This window comes from Stenotrophomonas sp. GD03777, from assembly GCF_029842485.1.
GTDB lineage: Bacteria > Pseudomonadota > Gammaproteobacteria > Xanthomonadales > Xanthomonadaceae > Stenotrophomonas > Stenotrophomonas sepilia.
On the sequence record NZ_JAOCGL010000003.1, the window covers coordinates 84,288 to 110,515 of the forward strand.

The following is a 26,228-nucleotide window of genomic DNA, read 5'->3' on the forward strand; positions in this document are numbered from 1 at the left end:
CCTATTCTGAAGCTGCTGTCATCCGGTTCCGGCCGTAATCTGACATCAACGATGCCTACGCACTGGATTCCAATGGCCGCATTCGATCATTCCCTGGTAACCCTCAGATTCTTCGGGGACGACCTCCTGCCCGAAGAAGTCAGTGCCTTGCTCGGATCCACTCCAACCGCATCGCATCACAAGGGGCAGGAACTCAGAGGCAACCCACCAGGCACCGTGCGTATCGCCAGGACTGGAAGCTGGCAACTTGATGCGGAGCGTCGTGAGCCTGAAGATCTGGAAGCGCAGATCTTCGAGATCCTCGATCAGCTCACCGGCGATCTCGCCGTATGGCAGTCATTGGCACGGTTCCGGCCTGACCTGTTCTGCGGTCTTTTCATGTGCAGCAGCAATGACGGTGTCTCGCTTTCGCCCCGCGTGCTGCTCGCTTTGGGAGAGCGCGGCATTGAGCTCGGGCTGGACATCTATAAAGCCGATGAAGAAGTGCGCAACGCCCAACGCCAGTAGGTCATCAATTGATGATCTCCCCACTCCCCGAAGCAACAAACGCCTTCAACTGCCGAACGAACTCCGCGTCGTAGAGCTCCCACTCCACAATCTCCCCCACAACCCGCAACGGCTGCGCACTCCGATACGACCGCGTCGGGTTCCCGGGAAACTTCTTGTTGGTCACATTCGGATCGTCTTCAAACGGTCCAGTCGGCTCTACCACATACACGCGCGGTCGCCCTTCGCCCCGGGCCATCTCCGCAGCCAGCCCGGCGCCCTTGGCAATCGTGGTGAAGTAGATGTGGTTCATCACCACGCTGTCGCGATAGTTGGACCTGAAGCCCGCGCTCAGCAGCTCGCCTACCGCCAGATCGGCGCGGGTGCCGTGATAGAACGGCCCGGCGACCTGGTCACAGGTGTCGTGCGAAACGGGTGTCCATTCGGTGTCCTGCGCCATCGGCACTGCCCTGCGTGTCCTGCCGGATCGACAGGCCGGCGAGTCTAGGGCGTCCGGTGGGCCTTGCCGCAAGGCCCCATCCGGGAAATACTCTGTAGTGGGAGGCGCGGTGCGCCTCCTTTTTCATTCTGCGGTGCCGCGCCCTTCCAGTTCGCGCACGGCCGTTTCCAGCGCGTCCAGCTTCTCGCGGGTCTTCAGCAGCACGGCGCGCTGCACTTCGAATTCCTCGCGGGTGACCAGGTCGAGCTTGGCCAGGCCGGCCTGCAGCGCGCTCTTGAAGGTGGCCTGCAGTTCCTCGCGCGATTCGCGCAGGCCCGGCGGCACCAGGTCGCTGAGGCGACGGGCGAGGTCATCGATTTGGTTCAGGTCGATCATGGGGTGCTCCGTGGGGGTGGGCCCGTGCATCCGGCGCGGGCAGGCCGATTGGGCACAAGGATACTGCTGGCACCCACTGCCCGGACAGGCGGCAGCGGCTTCGCACGGGCCGCGTTCAGGCGCTATCCTCCACGCCGGAAGACAGGAGATAGACGATGAAGATGGTCATGGCGGTGATCAAGCCGTTCAAGCTCGACGACGTGCGCGAAGCGCTGGCCGAGCGTGGGGTTACCGGGATCACGGTGACGGAAGTGAAGGGCTTTGGTCGCCAGAAGGGCCATACCGAGCTGTACCGTGGCGCGGAGTATGTGGTCGATTTCCTGCCGAAGGTGAAGCTGGAAGTGGCGGTGACCGATGACCAGGTGGAGGCCGTGGTTGAGGCCATCGTGAAGGCCGCCGGCACCGGCAAGATTGGGGACGGCAAGGTGTTCGTGTACGACCTGGGCAGTGTGGTGCGTATTCGCACCGGTGAGTTGGACGCGGACGCGTTGTAACCCGTTCGGCGGGATGTCGTAGAGCCGAGCCGATGCTCGGCTGCATTTCGCGCGATGCAGGAACAGCAGCCGAGCGCGGGCTCGGCTCTACAAAGAGCGGTAACGCGGTCGAGCGAGCTCGCCCCCTACCGGCGCTTGGCCCACTTGTAGAACCGCTTCCAGCCCTGCCGCACCGCGGCCACCCAGCCCGGGTCGGCCACCAGTGCGGCCTGCGCGGCACTCGGGGCCTGGCCGGTTACGCGCTGGCGGATCTTCAGCAGGTTCTTCATGTCGCTGCGGCGCATCTGCCGGCTCAGTGGATTGCGGCGCAGCCAGCGCGGGGCGCGCCAGGCCGAGGTGAAATCCAGCAGCACCGGCACGCCGCCGCTGACCACCACGTTGGTGCCATGCAGGTCGTTGTGGGTGATGCCGGCGGCGTGCAGACGGCTGAGCGCGTGCTGCAGCTGCTCGAACACTTCATTGCCCACGGCCTGCGCGGTGCTCAGGGTCTGGCCCGGGATGAACTCCATGCCCAGTGCCAGGCCACCCAGGGTGCCGAGCAGTGCGGGGGCATGCTTCCAGCCGCCCAGGCGCTGCAGCATGCGGGCTTCACGGCGCACCATCAGCCGCGCGATCAGCGAAACGGGGGTGCCGCGGTAGCGGGAATAGTCCTTGATGACCGCCTCGCGCCCGTCCAGGCAGGTGCGGTAGACATCCGGGGCCAGGAAACGCTCGCCGCGCTTGAGCAGCAGCGGGGAGGCGGCGTCATCGCCGCAGGAGGAGGATGGCAGGGCAGGAAGATGCATGTCGGGGTCTCGGACGACCCGGTGGGTGGCGCAATGCGTCAAGCGAACCGGTGTTACAGGGAGTTACTAAGTTTTCGTTAATTTTAGTACTCGCCAGTTCGCTATTCCACGATTTGTCGGAGAAATGTCGGGGTCGTGGCTGGAACAGTTCGTCGCGCAGAATCGGACAATTCTGTCTCACTTATTCCAGTTGGCCTTTAGCATCAACAGCTTGCGCGCCCAGCCCTGCGCCTCCTTCGCAACCGGATGAACACGGCGCACGGGCAACTTGACCCCGGCGCACGGCCTGCCGACCATAAGCTGTTAACCCGCGACATCGGCGGCCGCCCCCCTCCGGCACGTCCCCGTCCCCTGCCGCGTTCCGAACCGGTGCTGGCCGCCTGGCCGTGCATCGCCCCGTTTCCCGTTCCGGCCGCGGCTGGAGGAAAGTGCCTTGATCATCAAAATCGTCATTGCAGCGCTGTTCGTGGCCTGCGTGCTGTACATCCACTTCCGTGGCAAGGTCCGCGCGCGCTGGTCGCGCCAGCTGCTGGACCACTCCAGTTTCATGGCCCCGATCAACGTGGTCATGTACATGTTCTCGAAGGTGCCGACCACGCCGTTCCTGGACCCGGGCAAGGAGTTCCCGCAGCTGGAGCCGCTGCGCCAGAACTGGCAGATGATCCGCGACGAGGCCCTGGCGCTGCGCGACGCGCAGAAGATCGCCGCCTCCAGCACGTTCAACGATGCCGGCTTTAATTCATTCTTCCGTCGTGGCTGGAAGCGCTTCTACCTGAAGTGGTACGGCCCGTCGCACCCGTCGGCGAAGACGCTGTGCCCGAAGACCACGGCGCTGATCGAATCGATCCCGGATGTGCGTGCGGCGATGTTCGCGCAGCTGCCGCCGGGCAGTGAGCTGCGCCCGCACCGCGACCCGTTCGCCGGCTCGCTGCGCCTGCACTTGGGCCTGAGCACGCCCAACGACGATGCCTGCTACATCGAAGTGGACGGCATCAAGAAGAGCTGGCGCGACGGCGAGTGGATGATGTTCGACGAGACCTACATCCACCATGCACACAACGAGACGCAGCAGGACCGCGTGATCCTGTTCTGCGACATCGCCCGCCCGCTGCGCTTCGGCCTGCCGGGGCTGTTCAACCGCGCGGTGGCGGCCACGCTGCTGGCCGGCGGCGCCTCGCCGAACCTGCCGGGTGACCCGACCGGTGGCGTCAACAAGGCATTCGGCAGCGTCTACAAGGTGCGCCTGAAGGCCAAGGCACTGCGCGAGCGCAGCGTGGTGGCCTACCAGCTGATCAAGTGGGGCCTGGTGGTGGCGGTGATCGCCGGTATCTGGGCGCTTTGATCGTTACATGAGGTTGCCGGCCAGCGGCCGGCACTACCGGAACATGAAAAAACCCGCGCTGTCGCCAGCGCGGGTTTTTCATTGGGTAGGTGCCGACCGTTGGTCGGCACGCCTTACTTCAACGCCGCCTGCACGAACGGCGGGGTCACCAGCACGCCGGTGTGCAGCGCGGCGGTGTAATACAGGGTGTTGAAGGTCTTGGCGGCCGAGTCGGCCTGGCGGAAGTCGAAGCTGCTGTCGCCCTTGCGCGCCATGGTCACGCTCCACCAGCCGGTGGGGTAGCACGGCTGCGGGAACGGCAGGGTCTTGAACGAACCGAAGCCGGCCTTGCCCATCTCGGTGCGCATCTCGTTGATCAGCGCCAGCTGCATCAGCGGCGACTCGGACTGCTGCACCAGGATGCCGTCGTCCTTCAGGGCCTTGAAGCAGCTCTCGTAGAAGGCCTTGTTGAACAGGCCCTCACCCGGGCCGACCGGGTCGGTCGAGTCCACGATCACCACGTCCACGCTGCCGGCCGGGCAGTTGGCCATGTAGGCCACGCCGTCGTCGAACAGCAGCTCGGCGCGGGCGTCGTCGTTGGAGTCGCACAGTTCCGGGAAGTGCTTGCGCGCCATCACGGTGACCTGCTCGTCGATATCGCACTGGGTCACGCTCTCCACGCCGGTGTGCTTGAGCACTTCGCGCAGGGTGCCGCAGTCGCCGCCACCGATGATCACCACGCGCTTGGGCGCGGCGTGGGTGAACAGCACCGGGTGGCTGATCATCTCGTGGTAGAAGAAGTTGTCCTTGCTGGTCAGCATGATGGCCCCGTCGATGGTCATCAGGTTGCCCCAGTCGGTGGTCTGGAAGATCTCGATCTTCTGGAACGGCGACTGCACCTCGTCCAGCTTGCCGGTGATGCGGTAGCCGATGGCCGAGCCGGTGCGCTCGAAGTGTTCGATGTACCAGTTGTTGCTGTCAGTCATGGGAAAACAGTCCTGTTCGGAGGGGTGGAGCCGGGCTGGCGGGCGGGGCCGCGTGGCACAGATGCCACATCCGGACGGATCGGCCCGTTCAGGTTGGAACCTGTCACGGGCGCGGGCGCGCATGATAACGAACCTGTGGGCACATAGGCGTTATCATGCCCCCCCTTTTATTGCCAACAAGGCCGACTGAAATGACCGATTGGTCCCTCGACCAAGCCCGCAAGACCTACTCGATCCCGCATTGGGCGGACGGTTACTTCGACGTGGATCAGGCCGGGCACATGGTGGTGAGACCGACCGGGGCGGACGGCCCGGTGGTGTCGCTGCCCAAGGTGGTCGACGCGGCGCGGGCGGCGGGCGCCAAGCTGCCGCTGCTGGTGCGCTTCCCGGACATCCTCGGCCAGCGCCTGGGCAAGCTGCAGGCGGCCTTCGCCCAGGCCCAGCAGGACTGGGAGTACAGCGGCGGCTACACGGCCGTGTACCCGATCAAGGTCAACCAGACCCGCGGCGTGGCCGGCACCCTGGCCAGCCACCACGGCGAGGGCTTCGGCCTGGAAGCGGGCAGCAAGCCCGAGCTGATGGCCGTGCTGGCGCTGTCGCGCCCGGGCGGGCTGATCGTCTGCAACGGCTACAAGGACCGCGAGTACATCCGCCTGGCCCTGATCGGCCGCAAGCTGGGCCTGCAGACCTTCATCGTCATCGAGAAGCCGTCCGAGCTGAAGCTGGTGCTGGAAGAGTCCAAGGCGCTGGACGTGAAGCCGGGCCTGGGCGTGCGCATGCGCCTGGCCTCGCTGGGCGCCGGCAAGTGGCAGAACAGCGGTGGCGACAAGGCCAAGTTCGGCCTGTCGCCGCGCCAGCTGCTGGACCTGTGGAAGTCGCTGCGTGACACCGAGTACGCCGATTGCCTGAACCTGCTGCACTTCCACATGGGCTCGCAGATCTCCAACGTGCGCGACATCGCCAACGGCATGCGCGAAGCCACCCGCTACTTCGTGGAGCTGTCGCGCCTGGGCGCGAAGATCACCCACGTCGATGTGGGCGGTGGCCTGGGCGTGGACTATGAAGGCACCCGTTCGCGCAGCTTCTGCTCGATCAACTACGGCCTGCATTCCTACGCCAGCAACATCGTGCAGCCGCTGGCCAATGCCTGCGAAGAGTTCGGCCTGACCCCACCGCGCATCGTCACCGAGTGCGGCCGCGCGATGACCGCGCACCACGCGGTACTGATCGCCAATGTGTCGGAAGTAGAAGAAGCGCAGGAAGGCCGCGTGCCGGACCAGCACGATGACGAGCCGGCGGCGATCCGCCACCTGCGCGAGATCCATGACGAGCTGGACGTGCGCCCGGCGGTGGAACTGTTCCAGGAAGCCCAGCATTTCCATGCCGAAGGCCTGGCCAGCTACGCGCTGGGCCAGATCGATCTGCCGCAGCGTGCACGCATCGACGATCTGTTCTATGCCATCGCCCACGGCGTGCGTGCGCGCCTGAGCTATGACGAGAAGAGCCATCGCCCGGTGCTGGACGAACTGAACGAGCGCCTGGTCGACAAGTACTTCGTCAACTTCAGCGTGTTCGAATCGATCCCGGACGTGTGGGCGATCGACCAGGTGTTCCCGATCGTGCCGATCGAGCGCCTGGACGAGACCCCGGACCGCCGCGGCATCATCGCCGACATGACCTGCGACTCGGACGGCATGGTGGAAACCTATGTCGAGAACGAGAGCCTGGACAGCTCGCTGCCGCTGCACAAGATGAAGCCGGGCGAGAGCTACCGCATCGGCTTCTTCATGGTCGGTGCCTACCAGGAAATCCTGGGCGACATCCACAACCTGTTCGGCGATACCGACGCGGTGGAAGTGCTGGCCGATGCCGATGGCTATGCCATTACCCAGCAGCGCCGTGGCGATACCACCGACGTGATGCTGGACTACGTGGGTTACCGCCTGGACGAACTGCGGGCGACCTATGCGCAGCGCGTGGCTGCAGCGCAGCTGTCACCGGAACGCGCGCAGGAACTGTCCGAAGCGTTGGAAGCCGGCCTGACCGGTTATACCTACCTCTCCGACGAGCCGTTGGTCTGAGGTAAACGGGAATGCCGGGCATAGGCCCGGCGTTACCGGCCCCGATGAGCGCGCGCGCGATCTTCCACCTGTTCCTGCATGCCGCCGTGCCAGCGTTGCTGGCATGGCTGTTCTGGCGCAAGCGCTTCGCCTCGGCGTGGTTGTTGATGCTGCTGGGCTGGATCATCGACCTGGACCATCTGCTGGCCGACCCGATCTATGCACCGAACCGCTGCAGCATTGGTTTCCATCCGCTGCACACCGCACCGGCCATTGCGGTCTATGCCGGGCTGTGCGTGCCGAAGAAAACGCGGTTGTTCGGCATCGGTCTGATCATCCACATCGTGCTGGACGCAATTGATTGCTGGTGGATGCATCACCGTTGATGCTTGATGCACGGCGACCGGTCGGATTGGCGCTTGGTAGAGCCGGCCGCTGGCCGGCTTCCGCTGGGCGTTCCCTGTGACCACGTGGTTGCCGGCCAGCGGCCGGCACTACCCACCGTCAGGTTGGTCGCTTCACGCCACCGGCAACCACAACGTCGCGCGCAGGCCCGGCTGCACATTCTCCAGCGCCACGCGTCCGCCATAACTGGCGGCGATATCGCCCACGATCGCCAACCCCAATCCACTGCTGCCCACGCGCTCATCCAGCCGCACGCCACGCTGGGTGACCCGTTCCAGCGCGTCTGCGGCCAGGCCGGGGCCATCGTCGCGCACTTCGATGCGTAGCTGCCCTTCGCTGGTTTCCGCTTCGACAGTGACCTGCTGTTGCGCCCAGCGCCCGGCATTGTCCAGCAGGTTGCCCAGCATCTCCTCCAGATCCGCGCTGGCACCGGCGAACTGCAGCGTCGGATCGATGCCCGCCGCCGTGAACGCGATGCCACGTTCGCCATGCACGCGTGCCATCAGCCGGCACATCGCCTGTGCGACGGCCGCCACGTCGGTGCGCTGGCGATGGTCGGCGGCCAGTCCTGCAGCCAGGTAACGGTCGACACTGGCCTGCATGCGCGCACTCTGCTCGCGCACGGTCGCCCGCCAGTCCGCGCCATCGCCGTCAGCTTCGGTGGCCAGCACGCTCAGCGGGGTTTTCAGCGCATGCGCCAGATCCTGTGCACTGGTGCGCGCACGCGCGACCATGCGTTGCTGGTGGTCCAGCAGTGCATTGAGTTCTTCCCCCAGCGGTGCGACCTCCGCGCCCAGCTCCTGCGTGTCGATGCGCTGCACATCACCGCGGCGTACCCGTTCCAGCTGCGCACCGAGGCGATGCAGTGGGCGCAGGCCGAAGTGCACCTGGCTGGCCAGCACCGCCAGCCACGCCGCAACCAGTACGCCCAGGGCGATGGCGGTGCGGTTGCGGAACGCGGCAACATCCGCATCCAGTGTGCTGCGATCGGTGGCGACCACGGCTACGAACGGTTCGCTGGCGCGTGGCAGGCGCACCTGCTGCACGCGTGCGCGCAGGGATTGCTGCAGCGGCCCGGCCAGGTTGCGGGTGGCCGGCTCGGCAACCGGCGCCGGCAGGGTTTCATCCCACAGCGAGCGCGACTGCAGCAACACGCGGCCATCGGCCCCGGCGATCTGCCAGTAGGCACCGGAGAACACGCGCTGGAAGCGTGCGTCATTGGGTTCCTGGCGCAGGCGCAGCTGTCCGTCCGCATCCACTTCGGCCTGCGCCAGCAGGGTCAGCATATCCTGCTGCAGTTCGTGGTCGAGGCGGTCACGCGCACTGCGCTCGAACAGCTCGCCCAGCAGCGCGCTGGCCAGCAGCGAGACCAGCAGCAGGCCGACGCCGCCAGCCAGCAGCAGGCGCCGTCGCAGCGATGATTGCCGGCTCACGGCGCGGCCAGCCGCCAGCCCTGGCCGCGCACGGTCTGGATCAGGTCGATGCCGAGCTTGCGGCGCACACGTCCGAGCAGCACGTCCAGTGCGTTGGAGTCCGGGTCATGGCCGCCGTCGAACACCTGTTCTCCGAGGCGATCACGGCCGATCACCTGGCCGCTGTGATGGATGAAGTAGCTGAGCAGCCGGAACTCCTGCGGACTGAGCGGCAACGGTTTGCCGTCCAGCTCGAAACGACCGGCGTTGACGTCCAGCTGCAGCGGGCCGCAGTGCAGGCGCGGGCTGGCGTGGCCATGGCTGCGGCGGATCAGGGCGCGCAGCCGCAGCACCAGTTCGTCGGCCTGGAACGGTTTGGTCAGGTAGTCGTCGGCACCGGCATCGAAGCCAGCCAGCTTGTCGTGCCAGCGCCCGCGCGCGGTCAGCACCAGCACCGGAAAGCTGCGGCCATTGCCGCGCCAGCGCTCGATCACGCTCAGTCCATCCAGTCCGGGCAGGCCGAGGTCGACGATGGCGGCCTGCAGGTCCTCGATCTGGCCGATCTCCTCGGCCTGGCGACCGTCGGCGACCACCGCCACCACATAGCCGGCCTGTTCCAGCAGGGGCACCAGGCGCTGTGCCAGTGCGGCATCGTCTTCGGCCAACAGGATGCGCATCAGTCGTCGAGCTCCGTCTTCAGCAGCTTTCCGCTGCGCGCATCATAGTCCAGCTCCACCACCACGCCGTCGCCGCGCAGGATCTCCACTTCGTAGACGCCGTCGTCCAGCTCCACTTCCAGCAGTTGGCCCGGGTAGCGCTTGAGCGCATCGCGCACCACGCTCTCCAGCGGCACGTAGCGGCCCTGCTGCACGGCGCGACGCGCGACCTGCTGCGCCGGGTCCTGCAGGGGCGCGGCGGCGGTCGGGGCGTTGGCCAGGGCCAGCAGCAGGGGCAGGGTGGCGAGCATGCGGGTAAGGAAAGAGAGAGGGGTACAGGCGCGAGTGTGGCGGGGATGACTAACAGCCGGCTAACAGCCACGGCTAAGGCGCTGTTAACCGGGCCATGCATCGTGGCGTTGCCGGGATGGTCCGGCCACGAACAGGAGAACCCCCATGTTGAAGTCGCTCACCCTCGCCACTGTTGCCCTGCTTGCCGTCGCGCCGGCCGTACAGGCCGCGCCGCTGGGCATGGCCCAGGTTGAACAGACCCTGCGCAAGGCCGGCTACACCCAGATCCACGAGATCGAACGCGATGATGGCCTGTGGGAGGCTGACGTGAGCCGCGCCGATGGCCGCTTCAGCGAGGTCTACGTGGACCCGAAGACCGGCGAGATCTTCGACGAGCACAGCGGCCGCGCGCTGCTGACTACCGAGCAGGTGCTGGCACGGGCGCAGTCGCATGGCCTGCGCGAGATCCATTCGCTGGAACGCGATGGTGCGACCTGGTCGCTGGAAGCCCGCAATGCCCGCAACCAGAAGGTAGAGGTGCGCCTGAGCGGCTATGACGGCCGCATCCTGCACAGCGAGCGCGATGGCTGGCTGGATTGATTCGCGTGCCGGTAGGTGCCGGCCGCTGGCCGGCTCACGGGGAGAAAGCGTGTCGACCAAGGTCGACACCTACCGGGCATAGGTACCGGTAGATGCCGGCCGCTGGCCGGCACACGGGGAGAAAGCGTGCCGACCAAGGTCGACATCTACCAAGCGTACGCAGCGATAGCGGCCACCTGGGTCGGCCCGGGCCCGGCGCGGAGCTTACCAGCCGTACGGCGGCGGGTAGTCCCAATAGCCCGGGCCGCGGCCGTAATAGCCGCCATACGGGCCGAAGAAGCCCGGTCCCTTGCCTTCGCTCACGTGGATGTTGACGTTGACCCCGTGGGTCTTGCCCTCATCGGTGGTGTAGTTCTTGCTCAGGTTCAGCGTGGCCGCGTTGTAGTGGCTGTTGCCACCGTTCTTGGAATAGCCGATGCCGGTGGTGAAGCTGCCCGACACCTTGACCTTGTCGTCGGTGACGTCGGCGATCTTCGCGTCGTCGTGCACGCGCGGGCCGCTCTTGTCACCGTAATAGGTGCCGGGCGGGTCCTGCTGCAGGGCCGGGTCGTTGAGGTAGCGCAGCGGCGCCTGCGGCAGCGTCAGGTCCAGGCCGGCAGCCTGCGGCGCGGTGGCGCCGGCGGCGGACTGGGCCAGCACGGTTCCCGGCAGGGCCAGGCACAGCAGCAGGGTCAGGGGGCGGATCATGACGGCGCTCCAGCGAACAGGTGGCCACGCAACACGCGGCGGTACAGGCCGACGCTAGCAGGGGTTGCTTGAATGATGCCTGTCGGCCCCGGATTGGGGTAGAGCCGGCCACGGCCGGCTGCAGGTCACAACCGCCCGAACCCGAACAGCCCTTCCAGCGCATGCCTGCGCCGCTCGATCCGGGCGCGCAGCAGTTGGGCGCCGATCATTGAATAAGTGATGCCGTTGCCGCCGTAGGCCATGGCGAAATGGACCCGCGGCCCCCACTGCGCGTGCGGGCCGAAGAAGGGCAGGCCGTCGGCGGTTTCGGCGAAGGTGCCGGCCCAGGAAAAGGCGGGCACCGGGTCCAGCTGCGGGAACCAGTGCAGCAGCTGATCCATCAGCTTTTCGGCCTTGCGCTGCACGCGCCGGTCGCGCCGCGCCGGGATATCGATGGCGTCGTCCAGCCCACCCACCAGCAGGCGGCGGTCGCCGGTGGCGCGCAGGTACAGGTACGGGCGTGCGCTCTCCCACACCATCGTGCGCTGCAGCCGGCCCAGCGTGTCCGCATCGATCGGGTCGGTGATGAAGGCGTAGCTGCTGCGGTTGCGCGCGACCCGCTGTTCAAGCCAACGCTGGTTGGCGTAGCCCATGGCCAGGACCACGTGGCGGGCACGGACCGTGGCGCCGGCCTCGGTCATCGCGGTTACGCCCTGCGCGCCAGGCTTGAGCGTGTGCAGCACGGTGCGGTCGTGCACATGGCCGCCGCGACGGCGCACTCGTTTGAGCAGGCCGTAGGTGAGGCAGTAGGGATCGACCCGCGCCGCCTGGCGGGTCAGCAGGGCGCCGCCGGCATCCACGTCGAAGCGTTCGCGCAGGGCTTCGCGGTCCAGCCAACGCGCGTCCAGTCCAATATCACGGCGTGCAGCTCCTTCGGCCATCAGGCGCGGCACGTCGCGCCGCCGGCTGGCCAGGTACAGGCTGTCCATCTGCCGGAAGTCCACCTCCTTCAGCCCGCGTGCCACTTCAGCCAGCGCCGGGATCGCGTCGGCACAGGCAAGGTAGGCCAGGGCGGCGGCATCCTTGCCATAGCGCTCGGCCAGTTCCAGCAGATGGGTATCGATCTCATACTGCAACAGCGCGGTGCTGGCCGCCGTGCTGCCCCAGCCGATGTCGCGCTGCTCGATCACCGCCACCTCGTGGCCGTGGGCGGACAGTTCGTCGGCGATCAGCGCACCGGTGATGCCGCCACCGACCACCAGCACGTCGCAGCGCAGATCCTGCTCCAGCGGGGGAAAGGCCTGCAGCAGTCCGTTGCGCACTGCCCACCAGGGGTAGCCACTTTTCAGGTCCATGCGTGGTCGTGCTCAGGCGGTGGGGTGGCCGGTATGCGGGGTCTGGATCAGTTCGGACAGATCGAAGCCCTGCAGGCGGGCCGCGGCCAGATAATGGTCCTGCACGGTCGCGTCCAGGCGTGGCTCGCGCGCCAGCAGCCACAGGTACTTGCGATCCGGGCTGCCGACCAGCGAGACGCTGTAGTCCGGGGCGACCTGGATCACCCAATAGTCGCCCTTGGCGAACGGCAGCCAGCGCAGGCCCTTGGGCAGGAAACTGACCTCCAGGCGCGCGCTGTCGTTGTCGACGGCGCAGGCCTCGCCGGTGGCCTCTTCGATCTCGCCGTCCATGCGGCAGCGGTTGGTGACGCCGACATTGCCGTTGTCGAGCAGGGTGTAGTGCGCCGACACATCGGTGCAGCCTTCCGGCTCGTGGCGCATCGGTAGGCGCGCGATCTCGTACCAGGTGCCCAGGTAGCGCGGCAGCTTGAGGTCGGCGACGGTCTTCAGCGGCGGGTGCTCGGTCATCGGTCATCGTGGCAGGGGCGGGCCTCCACGATGCCGATGGGCTCGCCATGGGCGGGTGAAGCCGGGGCGATGGCCGTGTCCAGAACGATCCGTCGCCGCTGCGACGTGCCTGTTGTCACCGGCATGGCGGTATCCTGCCGCCAGCGCCGTGTTTTCCTGATCCAACCAAGGTGGAGGTGCCGATGTACCAGGTGATCCTGTTGAAGAGTGAATCCGCGTTCGCACGCGAACAGTGGCCGCAGGTCGATGATCTGGTCGACTACGAGGGCGTCAGCTACAGCCTGCGGGCCGGCCCGCGCCAGCCACTGCCGACCGACCACGAGTGGCACCCGGTGGCGGTATATGCGCCCGATGAGATCACCGAGGAAGAGTTCCAGGACTGGTACGCGCTGCAGCAGCCGACCGTGGAAGAGCTGCGCCTGAAGTACTGATACTGCTGCGCGTCCCCCATCCGTCCTTTACCGCCTCTGCCGTATAGTCGCGCGCAGGCGCGGTGGTCCGCGCGAACCGGTGTGGCTGCGTGTCTTCTTTCCTGCGATCGATCCGTGCACGAGGGCCCTGGTGGGCCCTGCTGCTGTGCACTGCCTTCCTGCTGTCCGCGCCGGTGCTGGCGCAGGAGGAGGACCCCACGCCCAAGCAACAGCTGGCGGACATCGATTCGCGGTTGAAGGATGTCGAGCGCAAACGTGGCGATGCGGAAGCCACCGAGACGCTGGCGATGCTGTCCGAGAATGCCTCGCAGGCACGGCGTGACGCCGAGGCACTGGAAAAGGCACTGCAGCCCCAGCTGGATCGCATCAACGAGCAGCTGGCGCAGCTGGGGACGCCTGCCGAGGGCACCACGGAGCCGCCGGAGCTGGCAGCGCAGCGACGGGCCATAACCAGGCAGCGCGACGGCCTGGCCGCGTCGGTAGCGCAGGCCAAGGCCAGTGCCGTGCGTGCACAGCAGCTGGCGGCGGACATCGAGCAGCAGCGCACCGCACAACGTACGGAAGAACTGGGCCAGAAGGTCGCCTCGCCGCTGTCGCCTGCGTTGTGGAGCAAGGTGGCCGAGCGCCTGCCGATCGATATCGCGCGCGTTGCGCCGTTGGCCGAGCAGGGGCGTGACGCGCTGGTGGCCGGCATCCGCACCCATGGCTGGGGCACGCCGTTGCTGGGCCTGCTGGCCGCGCTGGTGATGATGTTCCCGCTGCGGTTGTGGCTGCGCAGGCTGGGGCGGCAGTTCGCCGCGTCCGAGCGCGCGCCTGATGGACGACTGCGCCGGTCTGGCCTGGCGATGTGGCTGCTGCTGGTGGGCACGCTGCTGCCCGGTTATGCCGTGGTGGTACTGATGGCGGCGCTGGATGCGATCGATGCCATCGCGCCGCGCTTGCAGGTCGTGGCCGACGGCCTGGAGACCGCCACCTTCCGTGCGGCGTTCATTGCCGCGCTCAGCGCCTGCCTGCTGGTGCCCAAGCGCCCGTCATGGCGGCTGTTGAACCTGGACGACACCGCCGCGCTGAAGCTGCGCAAATATGCCTGGGGCGCGGCGGCGCTGGCCTGGCTGAGCACGGTGCTGGTGGCCCTCGACCAGGCTACGCGCACCAGCGACGTCACCACGGTGGCGTTGGACGGCCTGATTGCCCTGACTTACCTCGGCCTGATCATGGCCATGCTGGTGACCCTGGCGCGCCTGCATCGCCGGCAGACCGCCGAGGCCGAGGCCAAGCTGGAAGCACAGGCCGATGGCGTGGGGGCAACCACGCCCGTGCGCCGCAGCAGCTGGCTGGTGCTGGCCCGGGTAGCGGGCAATATCGCGGTGGTGGCGGCCATCGTTGCCACGTTGCTGGGCTACCTAAATTTCGCCAAGTTCGTGAACCAGCAGCTGATCGGCGGCAGCATCGTCGTGCTGGCCGCAACCCTGCTGTTCAAGTTCGTCGATGACCTGAGCACCTGGATGCTCAACGCCGACAGCAAGGTCGGCCAGACCATCCTGCTCAGCACCGGCCTGAGCGTATCGCGGCTGGAACAGGCGGGCGTGCTGCTGTCGGCGGCGTTGCGCACCATCGTCGTACTGATCGCGCTGCTGGCGCTGGTGGCACCGTTCGGCAACATCGGCGCGGTGGTGGACCGCTTCTCCTCGCTGTTCACCTCTGGATTCGACATTGGCGGAACCAAGCTGGAGCCGGTGCGCATCGTGCTGGCGGTGCTGGTGCTGCTGGCTGGCCTGGCCGTTACCCAGCTGGTACAGCGCTGGCTGACCGACACCTACCTGCCCAAGACCGAGCTGGATCTGGGCGCGCGCAATTCGGTGAGTACCGTTGCCCGCTATGTGGGCATCATCATCGCGGTGATCTGGGCGCTGTCGGCGATGGGCCTGCAGCTGAGCAAGCTGGCATTGCTGGTCAGCGCGCTGTCGGTGGGTATCGGTTTCGGCCTGCAGGTGATCACCCAGAACTTTGTTTCCGGCCTGATCCTGCTGGCCGAGCGGCCGGTGAAGATCGGCGACTGGGTGAAGCTGGGCGACCAGGAGGGCGACATCCGCCGCATCAGCCTGCGATCGACCGAGATCCAGGTGGGCGACAAGTCGACGTTGATCGTGCCCAACTCCGAGCTGGTCACCAAGACCGTGCGCAACATGACGATGGGCAACAACCAGGGCCGCATCCAGATCCAGTTCGCGGTGCCGCCCAGCACGGATGTCGGCAATCTGCGGCAGGCGCTGCTGGATGCGTACGCCGCGCACACCAACGTGCTGAAACAGCCGGCACCGACGGTCTACATCGACAGCATTGCCGGTGGCCAGATCACCATCAACAGCTTCGCTTACGTGGCCAGCCCGCGGCAGGTGTACGCCACCCGCAGCGACCTGTACTTCAGCCTGTTGCAGATCCTGGCCGAGCGGAACATTCCGCTGTCGACCCCGACCGACATCCACATCATCCGCGATCCGCAGGAGTAGGGGTTTCTTTGCAGGGCTGCGCCCTGCACCCGCTACAAGCCGGAGCAACGGCAACGGCAAAAGCTGGTTTCCTGTGGGATGGCGGGGTGGGTCCGGTTGCGGGGGACGCTGCAAGTACCCCTCCGGGGCCCGGCCCAGCCGCTGGCGGCTGCGCGTTCGGGCGCTTGCGAAGCAGTGCTTCGCAAGCGAAGCGCCCTCACCCATGTAAGCTCGGTCGCCGCATCCATGCGGCTCACGCCCCCGCAACCGGACCCACCCCGCCTTCGACAGTTTTCCGCGATCTGTTGGAACGATCTTGGGGTCAGATCCGTTTTCCGGAGGAAAACGGATCTGACCCCAGATTGATTTCGATATCTGACAAAAGTGTCGACCAAGGTCGACACCTACCGACAGCCGCAGGACTCTGTCAGAGGTGGGGCGGTGTCGGAGTGCGGGGTGTCAGCCGCATGGATGCGGCTGCCAAGCCTCCAGGGACGGATTTACGGCGTCCCCGCACTCCGACACCGCCCCGCCCAACCACGGAATGCACGCTGTCGCTGTTGCCGTTGCTCCGGTTTGTAGCGGGTGCAGGGCGCAGCCCTGCAAATAGCCCTACCCCCGCGGTCGGCTGCGCGAGGGCACCAGTGCGAACGTATCCACCGCCAGCTTCTCGGCGTGGTTCAACCACGCGCGGATCTCCAGATCGTCCACTTCGTGATCCAACCCGAACGACACGTTGATCTTGCCGTTGGCATCGGGCTGTACCCACTGCTGGGCCAGTACCACCTTGCGCTGCGAGGACACCGCTTCGATCCAGAAACCGCGGTCCGGGCGCGTGCTCGCCACCAGTTGCAGCATGTATTGGCCGGCACGCGTACGGCGTCCCTTCTGGGTGATCATGTGTGCCTGGCGCACGCTCGGGCGCGGGCCCTGGAGCGTATCCAGCGGTGCATCCACCGCGATGCCACCGCGCAGGTCGTTGTCGCGGTACAGCTTGAAGCCGTTGTCGCGGTTGACGAGCAGGGCGCACCAGTCACCATCGGCCGAGCCGTCCTCGAACGCGGTGCAACGGTCGACGTAGGCCAGGGTGTTGTCCGGGTTGGCATCATCGAACTGGCGCGAGGTGTTTTCCAGGTACACCGACTTCAAGCCCCACTCCTTGTCGTACTCCAGCAGCACCGGCGGCTGCACGTGCTGCAGGCCAACGACCACCTGGTCATCGCCATCGATCTTCAGTTCGCGGGTCGGCTGGCCCAGCCACAGCGAACGGGCGAAGGCCAGGTACTGCGGGTAGTCGCGGCCATCATCGCGCCGCGCGGCCACGCTGGCACTGGGCGCGCGCTGCGGGTCGATCAGCGAGCGGCCAAAGCCCATCGTCTTCAGGTTCGGGTCCAGCAGGCTGAGCAGGGTCGCACCGGAATCCAGGGTGGTGCCAGCGTCGGCACTGAGCTGCTGCGGGGCAATGCCGTCGCCGAGGAACAGCAGCAGGTTCTCGCGCTTCTGCTTGGCCAGCACGTGGCTGAGGTCGTTGGGCATCGCCAGGTGGTCGGAGGCGATCACGATCAGCGTGTCCTTCCCATACGGGCTGGCCTGGATACGCTCGACCAGCTGTGAGATCAGGCGGTCGGTGCACTTGAGTGCATTGAGCAGGCCGATGTTGCCGTACCCGCTCCGGTAGCGCTCGCCCTTGCACGACACCGGCAGGTGGCCCGCCGGGTGGTGGGTGTCCATGGTCAGCGTGGTCAGCATGAACGGTGAACCGGCGCGTGAGAGCTGCTCGAAGCGCTGGTAGGCGGTGTCCAGCAGCACGTCGTCGTGCACGCCCCAGGCCGAGTAGTGGATGCGGCCGATCTTCTTCTGCTGCTTGAACCATGCCAGGTCATGCACTTCGTCAAAGCCATGGCTGGCCAGGAACTGGCCCTTGCCGGCGAACTGGCCGTTGGCGCCGCCCAGGTAATGGTTGGTGTAGCCCTGCTGCTTCAGGTAGTCGCCCAGGCACACCGCCTTGGGCAGGAAACTGCCCATGCGGTCCATGCTGTTCTCGTCGCCCTGCGAGGTGGTCAGCGGCACGCCACACATTGACGACACCAGGCCGGCGATGGTCCAACCGCTGCCTTCGGCCGAGGCCAGGCCACGCACGTCCAGCGACTCGGACGCCAGGCGGTTGAGGTTGGGCATCAGGCCGGGAAACACGGCCTCGTCCAGATAGGTGCGTTCCAGGCTCTCGCCGTAGATCCATACGATGTTGCGCGGGCGCTGCAACGGCTGCGTCGGCACCTGGTACTCGGGGGCGATGCGGGCGAAATCGACCGGGCGCAGCTGCTGGTAGAGGCGTTGGCCGTCACGGGCCAGCGGACTGATCAGGATCGTGGCCACCCACACGGTCGCGAAACCGGCGAACAGCGCACCACCGTGGCCGGGCCGGCGCCAGCGCTTCACCCGCGTGGCAAACAGCGGCAGCAGCGAGACCAGCGCCAGCACGATGAAGCCGGCGATGTAGCCCTTGAAGTCGGAGACACCAGCGCCTTCCATGTCGGCGCCGAGGTGATAAAGCGTGGCGGCGTTGAGCCCATCCCCGGACAGTTTGTCGATCAGCCACCACGCGCTGAGCATCAGCAGTAGCAGCGAGAATGCACCGGCCTTCCACCACACCCACTTGTCGGACGCGAGGAACAGCCAGCACAGCAGCAACAACGACAGCAGCAGTATCCAGAGCATAGGCAGCTTCGGCAGTGACGGGGTGGTGGTGATGGACGTCGTACCGACGCGTGTCCATCCGACCGGCGCTGCTGCAAGCACATCCACATGACAGGCCGATGACCCGATAGTGCATGCACGAACCTGACTGAAATGTTTGTTGGAATGACGCGCGCGCAATCACGCCGCGAAGGTAAAACGAGCGTGAAAGGCTTCGTTGGATTGCATTAAAAACCGCATGAATACGCGGCTTTTCGCCAATGCATCAGCGGTGCCCGCGTTCCTCGCGCGCCCGCGCGCGACGATCGAACAGCAATGCACTGGTAACGATGCCCAGCCCCAGCACCACGCCGATCAACAGCAGTATCAGTGCGATCAGGGGATAGCCGAACAGGTGCCAGTCGGTGTCGATCTTCATCATCATTGCCGCAGCCATGATCAACGCGGCGCTGATGATGCCGGCCGCCACGCGGTTGGCGATCTTCTGCAGGTTCTCCATCAATCGCGATTCTTCCAGCCCGGTCACCTTCATCTGCAGGCGGTTCTCGGCCAGCAGCGCCATGATGTCCGACAGCTTGCGCGGCCCATCGCGCAGCAGCTGCTGCAGCTCCATCGCCTCGCTGGCGATGTTGGCCGCCGACAGGGATTTCTTCAGGCGCGCGCGCATCACGTGCTGCAGCTGGCGCTCGACGATGCGGCGCGTGTCCAGCTCCGGTGCCAGCAGCCGGCACACGGTTTCCAGGTTGAGCAGGGCCTTGCCCAGCAGGCTCAGTTCCGGCGGCGTGCGCAGGCCGCAGGCGGTGGCGATGCGCACCATGTCCAGCACCACGCGGCCTTCGGAGAAGCTGCCACTGGCGGCGTAGCGCGCGATCAGCTGGCCGGTCTCGCGCAGGTAGCGCTCTTCGTCGAAGGCCTCCAGCCGCGTGCTGATGCTGATCAGATCGTCGGCCACTTCTTCGCCGCGGCCATCGACGGCGGCGAACAGGATCTTCAGCAGCCGCTCGCGCAGGCGCGGCGGCATGTGCGCGACCATGCCCAGGTCGAAGATCGCCAGCCGGCCATCGGGCATCACCCGCAGGTTGCCCGGGTGCGGGTCGGCATGGATCTCGCCATGCACGAAGATCTGGTCCAGATAGCCGCGGATCAGCGCCGCTGCCAGCGGATCCATGTCCTGCTCGGTGCGGCGCACGCCAGAGATCGCATCCACGCGCACGCCGGTGGCGAGCTCCATGGTCAGCACGCGCTGGCTGCTGTAGTCCCAGATCGGCTGCGGTACCCACAGGCGGCGGAAGGGCCGCAGATGCCGTCCGAAGCGTGCCAGGTTCTCGGCCTCGGCGTGGTAGTCCAGCTCCTGCATCAGGGTCTTTGCGAACTCGTTGAGCCAGTCGCGCAGGCGCACGCGGCGGCCCACCTGGGTCAGGTGATCGGCGGCCAGCGCAAAGCTGCGCAGCGCTTCCAGGTCCGAGCGCAGCTGCGCGGCCACTTCGGGCTTCTGCACTTTCACTGCCACCTGGCGGCCATCGTGCAGCACCGCGCGATGTACCTGCGCGATCGACGCACAACCCAACGGCTCGGGATCGAACGAGGCAAACAGCTTGTTCACCCCCACCCCCAGCTCCTGCTCGATGATGGCGTGGATGCGCTCTACCGGGATCGGCGCCACCTTCTCCTGCATGCGCTCCAGGGCGGTGGCGAACTCCACCGGCACCATGTCCGGGCGGGTGGACAGCATCTGGCCCAGCTTGACGAAGGTCGGCCCCAGGGCCTCCAGGTCACTGACGAACTGTTCCGGGTTGCCATCGGCGGGCACGTCGGCCTGGTTGCTGGCGACGTCCAGGTTCATGCCCGAGAAAACGCCCGAATGGCGGTAGCGCATCAGCAGGCGCAGGATCTGGCTGCGCCGGTTCATGCCTTTGACCAGCGGGGGATTGCCATTGGCGGTGGGCGGATTGCTCAAGCGTAACTCCCATGCGGCAAGGACGGTAGTGCCGGGCGCTGGCCGGCAATGTCCGGATTCGGCAGTGTCGCCGGGGGAAGGTGGGCATGCGGTGAACCCCGCGGCTATCGCAGAGACCGGCGGATCGGTCAGAATCGGCGCATTCCCTCTCTTGGACGCCCCATGGCCGGTGCCAGCCTGTTCGCCCTGCTCGACGATATCGCCTCCCTGCTCGACGATGTCTCGGTGCTGACCAAGGTCGCCGCGAAGAAGACCGCCGGTGTGCTGGGCGACGATCTGGCGCTGAACGCGCAGCAGGTGACCGGGGTCAACGCCAACCGCGAGCTGCCAGTGGTGTGGGCGGTGGCCAAGGGCTCGCTGGTCAACAAGGTGATCCTGGTGCCGGCGGCCCTGGCGATCAGTGCGTTGGAAGCCTGGCTGCGCAGCCGCGGCTGGAACGTGCCGCTGATCGTGCCGCTGATGATGATCGGCGGTGCCTTCCTGTGCTTCGAAGGCGTGGAGAAGCTGGCGCACCGCTTCCTGCATTCCTCCGACGACGATGCCGAACGCCAGGCCGAACGCCGCAAGGCGCTGGCTGACGCGCAGGTGGACATGGTCGCGTGGGAGAAGGACAAGGTGAAGGGCGCGATCCGCACCGACTTCATCCTTTCGGCCGAGATCATCGTGCTCACCCTGGGCGTGGTCGCCACTGCGTCGTTCACCAACCAGATCCTCACGCTGAGCGTGGTCGCACTGGCGATGACCGTGTTCGTCTACGGACTGGTGGCAGGCATCGTCAAGCTCGATGACGTTGGGCTGTACCTGTCGCGCAAGGGCGGTGCCATTGCCGCCTTCGGTCGCGGGCTGGTGGCGTCGGCGCCGTGGCTGATGAAGTTCCTGTCGGTGGCCGGCACCATCGCCATGTTCCTGGTCGGCGGCGGCATCCTGGTGCACAACGTGCCGGCCCTGCACCACGCGGTGCAGGCGCTGGGCGGCGAAGGGCAGTGGGGCTGGCTGGTGAGCGCGGTGGGCAACATGGTGGTCGGCATCATCGCCGGCGCCATCGTGCTGGCAGCGGTGACCGGGTTCCAGAAGCTGCGCGGTAAATAAGCCCGTAGACCCTCGGGGTCAGATCCCTTTTCCCGTTGGAAAAGGGATCTGACCCCATTCCACGATCACCCCGCCTGCACGCGGTTCTTGCCCTGCCGCTTGGCCGCATACAGCGCGTCATCGGCGCGCCGCAGCAGGGTCTCGGTATCGTCGCCGGGCTGCCATTGCGCCAGCCCGGCGCTGAAATGCACCGGCACGCGCTGGTCCTGCACGGTCAGCACGCGATGGGCCAGCGAGCGCTGCAGGCGCTGCACGGTGGCCATGCTGTCGGCGCCCTGGGTTTCCGGCAGCACCAGCACGAACTCGTCGCCGCCCAGCCGTGCGATGCCGTCGGTGGCGCGCAGCAGCAGCTTGCACACGGCCACCAGGTGCTGCAGCAACGCATCGCCACCGGCATGCCCATGCGCGTCGTTGGTCTGGTGGAAATCATCCAGGTCGATCACCGCTACGCCCAGCGGTGAGTTGTTGCGTGCGGCGCGGGCCAGCTCGCGCTCCAGCAGTTCGTCCAGGCCACGGCGGTTCAGCGCCTGGGTCAGTGGATCGATGCGTGCGAGGTCACCAGCGGCGCGCAGTTCCTGCTCCAGCTCGGCAATGCGCTGCTCTGCGCGCTCCACTTCCTGCCGCGCATTGGCCAGGTGATCGCGGGCCTGTGCGGCCTGCTGCTGCACTTTGCCTGTATCGCGCATCACCTCCTGCAGCAGCTGGTTGAGGTCGGCGATGCTGCGCGCCTCGCGCAGCTGCAACGCGTAGCTGCCGATGCGGTCGTGGTATTCGCCGGTGCTGGTGGCCATGCCATCCATGCGCTCGATGAACTCGCCCATCAACCCGCGCATCGCCGCCTTCGAATCGTCGATGCCCTGGCGCAGCAGCCCCTGCTTGTAGATCACTTCGCGCAGTTCGGCCCGGGTGCGCTCGACCGCTTCCGCTTCCAACGGACCGTCCAGCAACTGGCGTACCGCCGCGATCTGGCCCTGCAGCCAGCTGCGGTCATCCAGCAGTTCGCTGACGTTCTCCAGCAGCAGCGCGAACAGCTCCAGCAGCAGCGCCTGCTGCTCCTGCCAGCTTTCGGCACGCACGCCGACCTGGTGGCCAAGTTCGCGCACGCCCTGTTCGATGGGTTCCAGGGCCGTGCCCGGCTGCCATTGGCGCAGGCGCAGGGCCAGCGCCTGCGCTTGCTCGCGCAGGTCCGGGTCGTGCTGCAGCAGGGCCACCACCGCACCGCCCAGCAGCAGCCGCAGCTGCTCGGACAGGCGCAGGCTTTCCGGCTGCCCGTCCGGCGAATGCTGCTCGATGGTGCGGATGTACTTGTCGATCAGCTGCCGCATCGCGCGCCCATAGCGCGGCCAATCGGCGCTGGCCTGTGCGGACTGCAGGCGGTCGCCCATGTCGCCCAGTTCGCCGGGCAGGGTGGCCATTCCGTTGGCGAACGCCGCCAGCAGCGGTTCCGGCGCATCGGCGCCTGCGAACAGCTGCTGCAGCGCCACGCCACCGCCGCCCTGCAGCACTACGCGGTCACCCCGCCCATCGTCCACCACCGCGCGCACGCGTGCCGGCGGCCCAAGGGCGGTACCGGGGGCAGGGCGGTGGTCGGGCTGGTCCGTCATGGAGCGAATCCTGGGGCTGGCAGGGACTGGTTCCAGCATATCGGCGCGGCCGCCGAGGGCTTGAACGGCTAGGATGGGCGACAGGATGCCGCAGTGGAGGTGGTGATGCGCGTGATGTTGCTGGGGGCGACCGGCCTGGTCGGTGGGCTGACCCTGCGCAGGCTGCTGGACGACCCGCGCTGCAGCGCCGTGGTTGCCCCGACCCGCCGCCCCCTGGCGTTGACTCACGGGAAGCTGGAGAACCCGGTGCTGGCATTCGACGCGTTGCCCACTTCGCCAGAATGGGCGCGCGTTGACGCGGTCATCTGCGCGCTGGGCAGCACCATCGCCCAGGCCGGCAGCCGCGAGGCCTTCCACCGTATCGACCACGACTATCCGCTGGCGTTCGCCCGCCTGGCGCAGGCGCAGGGTGCGCAGGCCTTTGTGCTGAACTCCGCAGCCGGCGCCAATCCACAGTCGTCGATCTTCTACAGCCGGGTGAAGGGCGAGCTGGAGCGTGACCTGCGCGCGCTGGGATTCAACTCGTTGACCCTGGTCCGCCCAGGGCTGATCGGGGGCGAGCGCAACGAGGTGCGTCGCGGCGAACGCCTGGCACTGACGGTGCTGGGTGCTTTGGGACCGGTGTTGCCGCGTGCGTGGCGGATCAATCCGGCCACCGAGATTGCCAGGGCGCTGGTCGAGGCTGCGTTGGCCCCGCAGCCGGGCGAGCACGTGGTGGCGTCGAGCACGCTGGTCGGCTGATGTCGCGAGCGCTGCGCCTGACCCAGCTGCTGCAGCTGCTGCGCCGTCATCGACGGCCGGTGGCCGGGCAGGCGCTGGCCGAAGCGCTGGGCATCAGCCTGCGCACGCTGTACCGCGATATCGAGACCCTGCGCGAGCAGGGCGCCGACCTGCGTGGCGAGGCCGGCGTCGGCTACCAGCTGGCACCCAGCGATACCTTGCCTCCCATGACCCTGCCACCGGCCGAGATCGACGCGCTGGTGCTGGGCCTGCGCTGGGTCGCCGCGCGCACCGAGCCGGCGCTGGCCGAGGCCGCACGTGATGCCCTGGCGCGTATCGCCCATGTGTTGCCTGCGGCACGCCGCGAGGCATTGCGTGACAGTGGCCTGCGCGTTGGCCCTTCGCGCGCGGGGAGCAAGGTTCCCCCCGCGCGTCTGCAGGCCGTGCGCGAAGCCGTGGGATCGCAGCAGCGCCTGAAGTTCGCTTACGAGGATGCGCACGGCCAGCGCAGCGCGCGCGTCGTCTGGCCGTTCGCGCTGGGCTACTTCGATGAGGTGCCGATGCTGGCGGCGTGGTGCGAGCACCGCGAGGATTTCCGCCATTTCCGGCTGGATCGCATCCGTCAGGTGCGTGTGCTGGAGGACCGCTACCGCGTGCCGCGCGCCACCCTGCGGCGGCGCTGGCAGAAGGCGCAGGGCATTGCACCCGACTGGCTGGATCGCTCATAACCACAGCAACAGCCGAGAGCGGGGGGGAGAGTCGACTCTACCGGTAGTCCCCTCTACTGACAGAATGTGTCAGCAGGCCCATACCACCATGAATGCTCCCAACAACGGAGCTTCCCCATGTTCACACCCAGCACCCTGCTGCAGTACGTGCACGACGTCGCCATCAGCGCAACCTTCTACAGTGGCATCCTCGGCAAACCACCGGTTGAACAGTCGCCCGGCTTTGCGCTGTTCCTGCTCGGTGATGGTGCCGCACTCGGCCTGTGGCAGCGCGATGACGTGCAGCCTCCGGTGTCCGCGCAGGCCGGTGCCGCCGAACTGGCGATGGTGGTCGCCAACCCCGACGCCGTGCAGCAGATGCACGATGCGTGGCGCGCGTTGGGCGTGCAGATCCTGCAGGCACCAACAACGCTGGAATTCGGCCACACCTTCGTCGGCGCCGATCCGGATGGTCATCGCCTGCGTGTGTACAGCCGTGCCGAGGGTATGGTCGCGCGCGATTGATCGCAGGCGATCTGTGGAGCCGAGCCCATGCTCGGCTTGCTTCTTGCCTTCATCCACGCATGACGTGGATATATTGCAAGGCAGCCGAGCAGGGCTCGGCTCTACAATAGAGCGGCACAAAAAAACGCCGGGCATTGCCCGGCGTTTCCTGTGTTTCAGAGGGGGCCGATCAGCTGGCCAGCGCCAGGTCGTCCATCATCGCGCGCAGGAAGCGGGCGGCTTCACCACCCGTAGCCGCGCGGTGGTCGAAGGTGACCGACAGCGGGATTACCTTGTGCGCTTCCACGCCGCCCATCACCGGGGTCATCTGGTGGCGGGCACGGCCGGCACCGACGATGGCCACGCACGGCGGCACCACGACCGGGGTCGCGTAGCGGCCGGCGAACATGCCGAAGTTGGACAGCGAGATGGTGTAGCCGCTCAGTTCCGAGGCGGCGATCGAACGCGATTCCACCTGCTCACGCAGGCGGTTGACGCCTTCGCGGATGCCGCGTGCATCGAGCATGTCGGCATTGCGCAGGGCCGGCACGAACAGGCCGTCGTCGGTGTCCACGGCGATGCCGATGTCCACCTGGGCGTGCAGGGTGCGGGTCAGCGCTTCACCGTCGAACCAGGCGTTCATGGCCGGCACCTTCTGTGCGGCAATGACGATGGCGCGAACCAGGCGGGCGGTGACGTCGTTGCCCGGCAGCCAGGCGTGGATGTCGGCGTCGTCGTTCAGCGTGGTCGGCACGACCTTGCTGTGCGCATCGGCCATGACGCGGGCCATGTTGCGGCGCACGCCCTTCAGCGGTTCCGGCTGGCCCTTGGCGACCACGCCCGGCGGCTGGGTGCGCATCGGCTTGCCGGCCGCAGACAGCGGGGTGCGGGCTTCGCTCTGCACAGGGGCAGACACCTGCGCCGGGGTGGGCGCGGCATACGCGGCGGCAACCGGTGCCGGGGCGGCGCCGAGTTTGGCGGTGCCGTTGGCGGCGGCCTGCTTGACGTCGGCCATGGTCACCGCACCATCGGTGCCGGTAGCGGCCACGCGGCTCAGGTCCACGCCCAGCTTGCGCGCCATCGCACGCACGGCCGGCACGGCCTTGACGCCACCGACGGCCAGCGCCTGCTCGGCGTGCACGGCATTGGAGCTCTGCATCGCGCCGACCAC

Annotated in this window: 26 protein-coding genes; 12 read left to right on the forward strand and 14 right to left on the reverse strand. The window is 67.0% G+C overall.

What is annotated here, in order from left to right; all coding sequences use genetic code 11:
* The first annotated feature begins 72 nt into the window (after positions 1-72).
* Positions 73-507 (forward strand): DUF4279 domain-containing protein, encoded by a 435-nt coding sequence (locus N5E02_RS01825; protein WP_164093448.1) that lies wholly within the window; start codon positions 73-75, stop codon positions 505-507.
* 4 nt (positions 508-511) lie between these two features.
* Here N5E02_RS01825 and arr read toward each other — a convergent pair whose 3' ends face one another.
* Together arr and N5E02_RS01835 are read right to left on the reverse strand one after the other, a co-directional pair.
* On the reverse strand, positions 512-946 hold the full coding sequence (gene arr, locus N5E02_RS01830; RefSeq protein ID WP_065178851.1) for an NAD(+)--rifampin ADP-ribosyltransferase: 435 nt from the start codon (positions 944-946) through the stop codon (positions 512-514).
* 123 nt (positions 947-1,069) lie between these two features.
* The gene (locus tag N5E02_RS01835) at positions 1,070-1,321 is read right to left on the reverse strand and encodes an accessory factor UbiK family protein (RefSeq protein WP_012512353.1); all 252 of its coding nucleotides are present in this window, start codon (positions 1,319-1,321) and stop codon (positions 1,070-1,072) included.
* A gap of 155 nt (positions 1,322-1,476) precedes the next feature.
* Between N5E02_RS01835 and N5E02_RS01840 the strand changes: the two genes are divergently transcribed.
* A complete protein-coding gene (locus N5E02_RS01840) occupies positions 1,477-1,815 on the forward strand; it encodes a P-II family nitrogen regulator (RefSeq protein ID WP_005411374.1) in 339 nt (112 codons plus the stop codon).
* A 125-nt stretch (positions 1,816-1,940) separates the two neighbouring features.
* On the opposite strand, the gene N5E02_RS01845 is transcribed toward N5E02_RS01840, so the two are convergent.
* Positions 1,941-2,600: an RIO1 family regulatory kinase/ATPase gene (locus N5E02_RS01845; RefSeq protein WP_100478874.1), complete on the reverse strand. Its 660-nt coding sequence runs from the start codon at positions 2,598-2,600 to the stop codon at positions 1,941-1,943.
* A gap of 436 nt (positions 2,601-3,036) precedes the next feature.
* Between N5E02_RS01845 and N5E02_RS01850 the strand changes: the two genes are divergently transcribed.
* The gene (locus tag N5E02_RS01850; protein WP_032954620.1) at positions 3,037-3,942 is read left to right on the forward strand and encodes an aspartyl/asparaginyl beta-hydroxylase domain-containing protein; all 906 of its coding nucleotides are present in this window, start codon (positions 3,037-3,039) and stop codon (positions 3,940-3,942) included.
* Positions 3,943-4,055: 113 nt separating this feature from the next.
* Here N5E02_RS01850 and speE read toward each other — a convergent pair whose 3' ends face one another.
* The gene (speE, locus tag N5E02_RS01855) at positions 4,056-4,907 is read right to left on the reverse strand and encodes a polyamine aminopropyltransferase (RefSeq protein WP_111175846.1); all 852 of its coding nucleotides are present in this window, start codon (positions 4,905-4,907) and stop codon (positions 4,056-4,058) included.
* Positions 4,908-5,098: 191 nt separating this feature from the next.
* On the opposite strand from speE, the gene speA reads away from it, so the two are divergent.
* Positions 5,099-6,988, forward strand: coding sequence for an arginine decarboxylase (speA, locus tag N5E02_RS01860; protein WP_049417051.1), 1,890 nt, complete (start codon positions 5,099-5,101; stop codon positions 6,986-6,988).
* Positions 6,989-7,032: 44 nt separating this feature from the next.
* Positions 7,033-7,353, forward strand: a complete 321-nt coding sequence (locus N5E02_RS01865) for a DUF6122 family protein (RefSeq protein ID WP_005411369.1) — start codon at positions 7,033-7,035, stop codon at positions 7,351-7,353.
* Between the two features lie 132 nt (positions 7,354-7,485).
* Here N5E02_RS01865 and N5E02_RS01870 read toward each other — a convergent pair whose 3' ends face one another.
* From N5E02_RS01870 to N5E02_RS01880, 3 genes are read right to left on the reverse strand one after another with little or no spacing between them, the layout of a single operon-like run.
* On the reverse strand, positions 7,486-8,805 hold the full coding sequence (locus N5E02_RS01870; protein ID WP_279945776.1) for a HAMP domain-containing sensor histidine kinase: 1,320 nt from the start codon (positions 8,803-8,805) through the stop codon (positions 7,486-7,488).
* Entirely contained in the window at positions 8,802-9,461 is a 660-nt protein-coding gene (locus tag N5E02_RS01875) for a response regulator transcription factor (protein WP_095378378.1), read from the reverse strand. Before N5E02_RS01875 ends, N5E02_RS01870 begins: the two co-directional genes overlap by 4 nt.
* Positions 9,461-9,751: a PepSY domain-containing protein gene (locus N5E02_RS01880; RefSeq protein WP_049403791.1), complete on the reverse strand. Its 291-nt coding sequence runs from the start codon at positions 9,749-9,751 to the stop codon at positions 9,461-9,463. Before N5E02_RS01880 ends, N5E02_RS01875 begins: the two co-directional genes overlap by 1 nt.
* A 145-nt stretch (positions 9,752-9,896) precedes the next feature.
* On the opposite strand from N5E02_RS01880, the gene N5E02_RS01885 reads away from it, so the two are divergent.
* Positions 9,897-10,331 (forward strand): PepSY domain-containing protein, encoded by a 435-nt coding sequence (locus N5E02_RS01885; protein ID WP_065178854.1) that lies wholly within the window; start codon positions 9,897-9,899, stop codon positions 10,329-10,331.
* A 204-nt stretch (positions 10,332-10,535) separates the two neighbouring features.
* Here the strand turns inward: N5E02_RS01885 and N5E02_RS01890 are convergent, their stop codons facing one another.
* The 3 genes from N5E02_RS01890 to N5E02_RS01900 all read right to left on the reverse strand — a co-directional run bounded on the left by N5E02_RS01890 (position 10,536) and on the right by N5E02_RS01900 (position 12,859).
* Complete coding sequence (locus N5E02_RS01890; protein WP_065178855.1) at positions 10,536-11,018, reverse strand: hypothetical protein; 483 nt, start codon at positions 11,016-11,018, stop codon at positions 10,536-10,538.
* Positions 11,019-11,143: 125 nt separating this feature from the next.
* Positions 11,144-12,352, reverse strand: coding sequence for an FAD-dependent oxidoreductase (locus N5E02_RS01895; protein ID WP_164093445.1), 1,209 nt, complete (start codon positions 12,350-12,352; stop codon positions 11,144-11,146).
* A gap of 12 nt (positions 12,353-12,364) precedes the next feature.
* Entirely contained in the window at positions 12,365-12,859 is a 495-nt protein-coding gene (locus N5E02_RS01900; protein ID WP_005419954.1) for a lipocalin family protein, read from the reverse strand.
* A 182-nt stretch (positions 12,860-13,041) separates the two neighbouring features.
* On the opposite strand from N5E02_RS01900, the gene N5E02_RS01905 reads away from it, so the two are divergent.
* Both N5E02_RS01905 and N5E02_RS01910 read left to right on the forward strand, forming a co-directional pair.
* Complete coding sequence (locus tag N5E02_RS01905) at positions 13,042-13,290, forward strand: hypothetical protein (protein ID WP_005419952.1); 249 nt, start codon at positions 13,042-13,044, stop codon at positions 13,288-13,290.
* An 89-nt stretch (positions 13,291-13,379) separates the two neighbouring features.
* The gene (locus N5E02_RS01910; protein WP_171957632.1) at positions 13,380-15,800 is read left to right on the forward strand and encodes a DUF3772 domain-containing protein; all 2,421 of its coding nucleotides are present in this window, start codon (positions 13,380-13,382) and stop codon (positions 15,798-15,800) included.
* A gap of 591 nt (positions 15,801-16,391) precedes the next feature.
* Here the strand turns inward: N5E02_RS01910 and N5E02_RS01915 are convergent.
* Both N5E02_RS01915 and N5E02_RS01920 read right to left on the reverse strand, forming a co-directional pair.
* Entirely contained in the window at positions 16,392-18,497 is a 2,106-nt protein-coding gene (locus tag N5E02_RS01915; protein ID WP_111129211.1) for a phosphoglycerol transferase I, read from the reverse strand.
* Between the two features lie 244 nt (positions 18,498-18,741).
* Positions 18,742-20,433, reverse strand: a complete 1,692-nt coding sequence (locus N5E02_RS01920) for an AarF/UbiB family protein (RefSeq protein WP_329953217.1) — start codon at positions 20,431-20,433, stop codon at positions 18,742-18,744.
* A 162-nt stretch (positions 20,434-20,595) separates the two neighbouring features.
* Between N5E02_RS01920 and N5E02_RS01925 the strand changes: the two genes are divergently transcribed.
* Positions 20,596-21,522, forward strand: coding sequence for a DUF808 domain-containing protein (locus tag N5E02_RS01925; RefSeq protein WP_279945777.1), 927 nt, complete (start codon positions 20,596-20,598; stop codon positions 21,520-21,522).
* A gap of 65 nt (positions 21,523-21,587) precedes the next feature.
* Here N5E02_RS01925 and N5E02_RS01930 read toward each other — a convergent pair whose 3' ends face one another.
* Entirely contained in the window at positions 21,588-23,126 is a 1,539-nt protein-coding gene (locus N5E02_RS01930) for a GGDEF domain-containing protein (RefSeq protein ID WP_005419936.1), read from the reverse strand.
* A 105-nt stretch (positions 23,127-23,231) separates the two neighbouring features.
* Between N5E02_RS01930 and N5E02_RS01935 the strand changes: the two genes are divergently transcribed.
* The 3 genes from N5E02_RS01935 (at position 23,232) to N5E02_RS01945 (ending at position 25,078) form a co-directional block, all read left to right on the forward strand.
* Complete coding sequence (locus N5E02_RS01935; RefSeq protein ID WP_065186555.1) at positions 23,232-23,867, forward strand: NAD-dependent dehydratase; 636 nt, start codon at positions 23,232-23,234, stop codon at positions 23,865-23,867.
* Positions 23,867-24,574, forward strand: coding sequence for a YafY family protein (locus N5E02_RS01940; protein WP_235649027.1), 708 nt, complete (start codon positions 23,867-23,869; stop codon positions 24,572-24,574). The genes N5E02_RS01935 and N5E02_RS01940 overlap by 1 nt, the downstream gene beginning before the upstream one ends.
* Before the next feature lie 117 nt (positions 24,575-24,691).
* The gene (locus tag N5E02_RS01945; protein WP_164230223.1) at positions 24,692-25,078 is read left to right on the forward strand and encodes a VOC family protein; all 387 of its coding nucleotides are present in this window, start codon (positions 24,692-24,694) and stop codon (positions 25,076-25,078) included.
* Between the two features lie 169 nt (positions 25,079-25,247).
* Here N5E02_RS01945 and N5E02_RS01950 read toward each other — a convergent pair.
* On the reverse strand, positions 25,248-26,228 hold a 981-nt coding region (locus N5E02_RS01950), incomplete at its 5' end, for a dihydrolipoamide acetyltransferase family protein (RefSeq protein WP_279945778.1).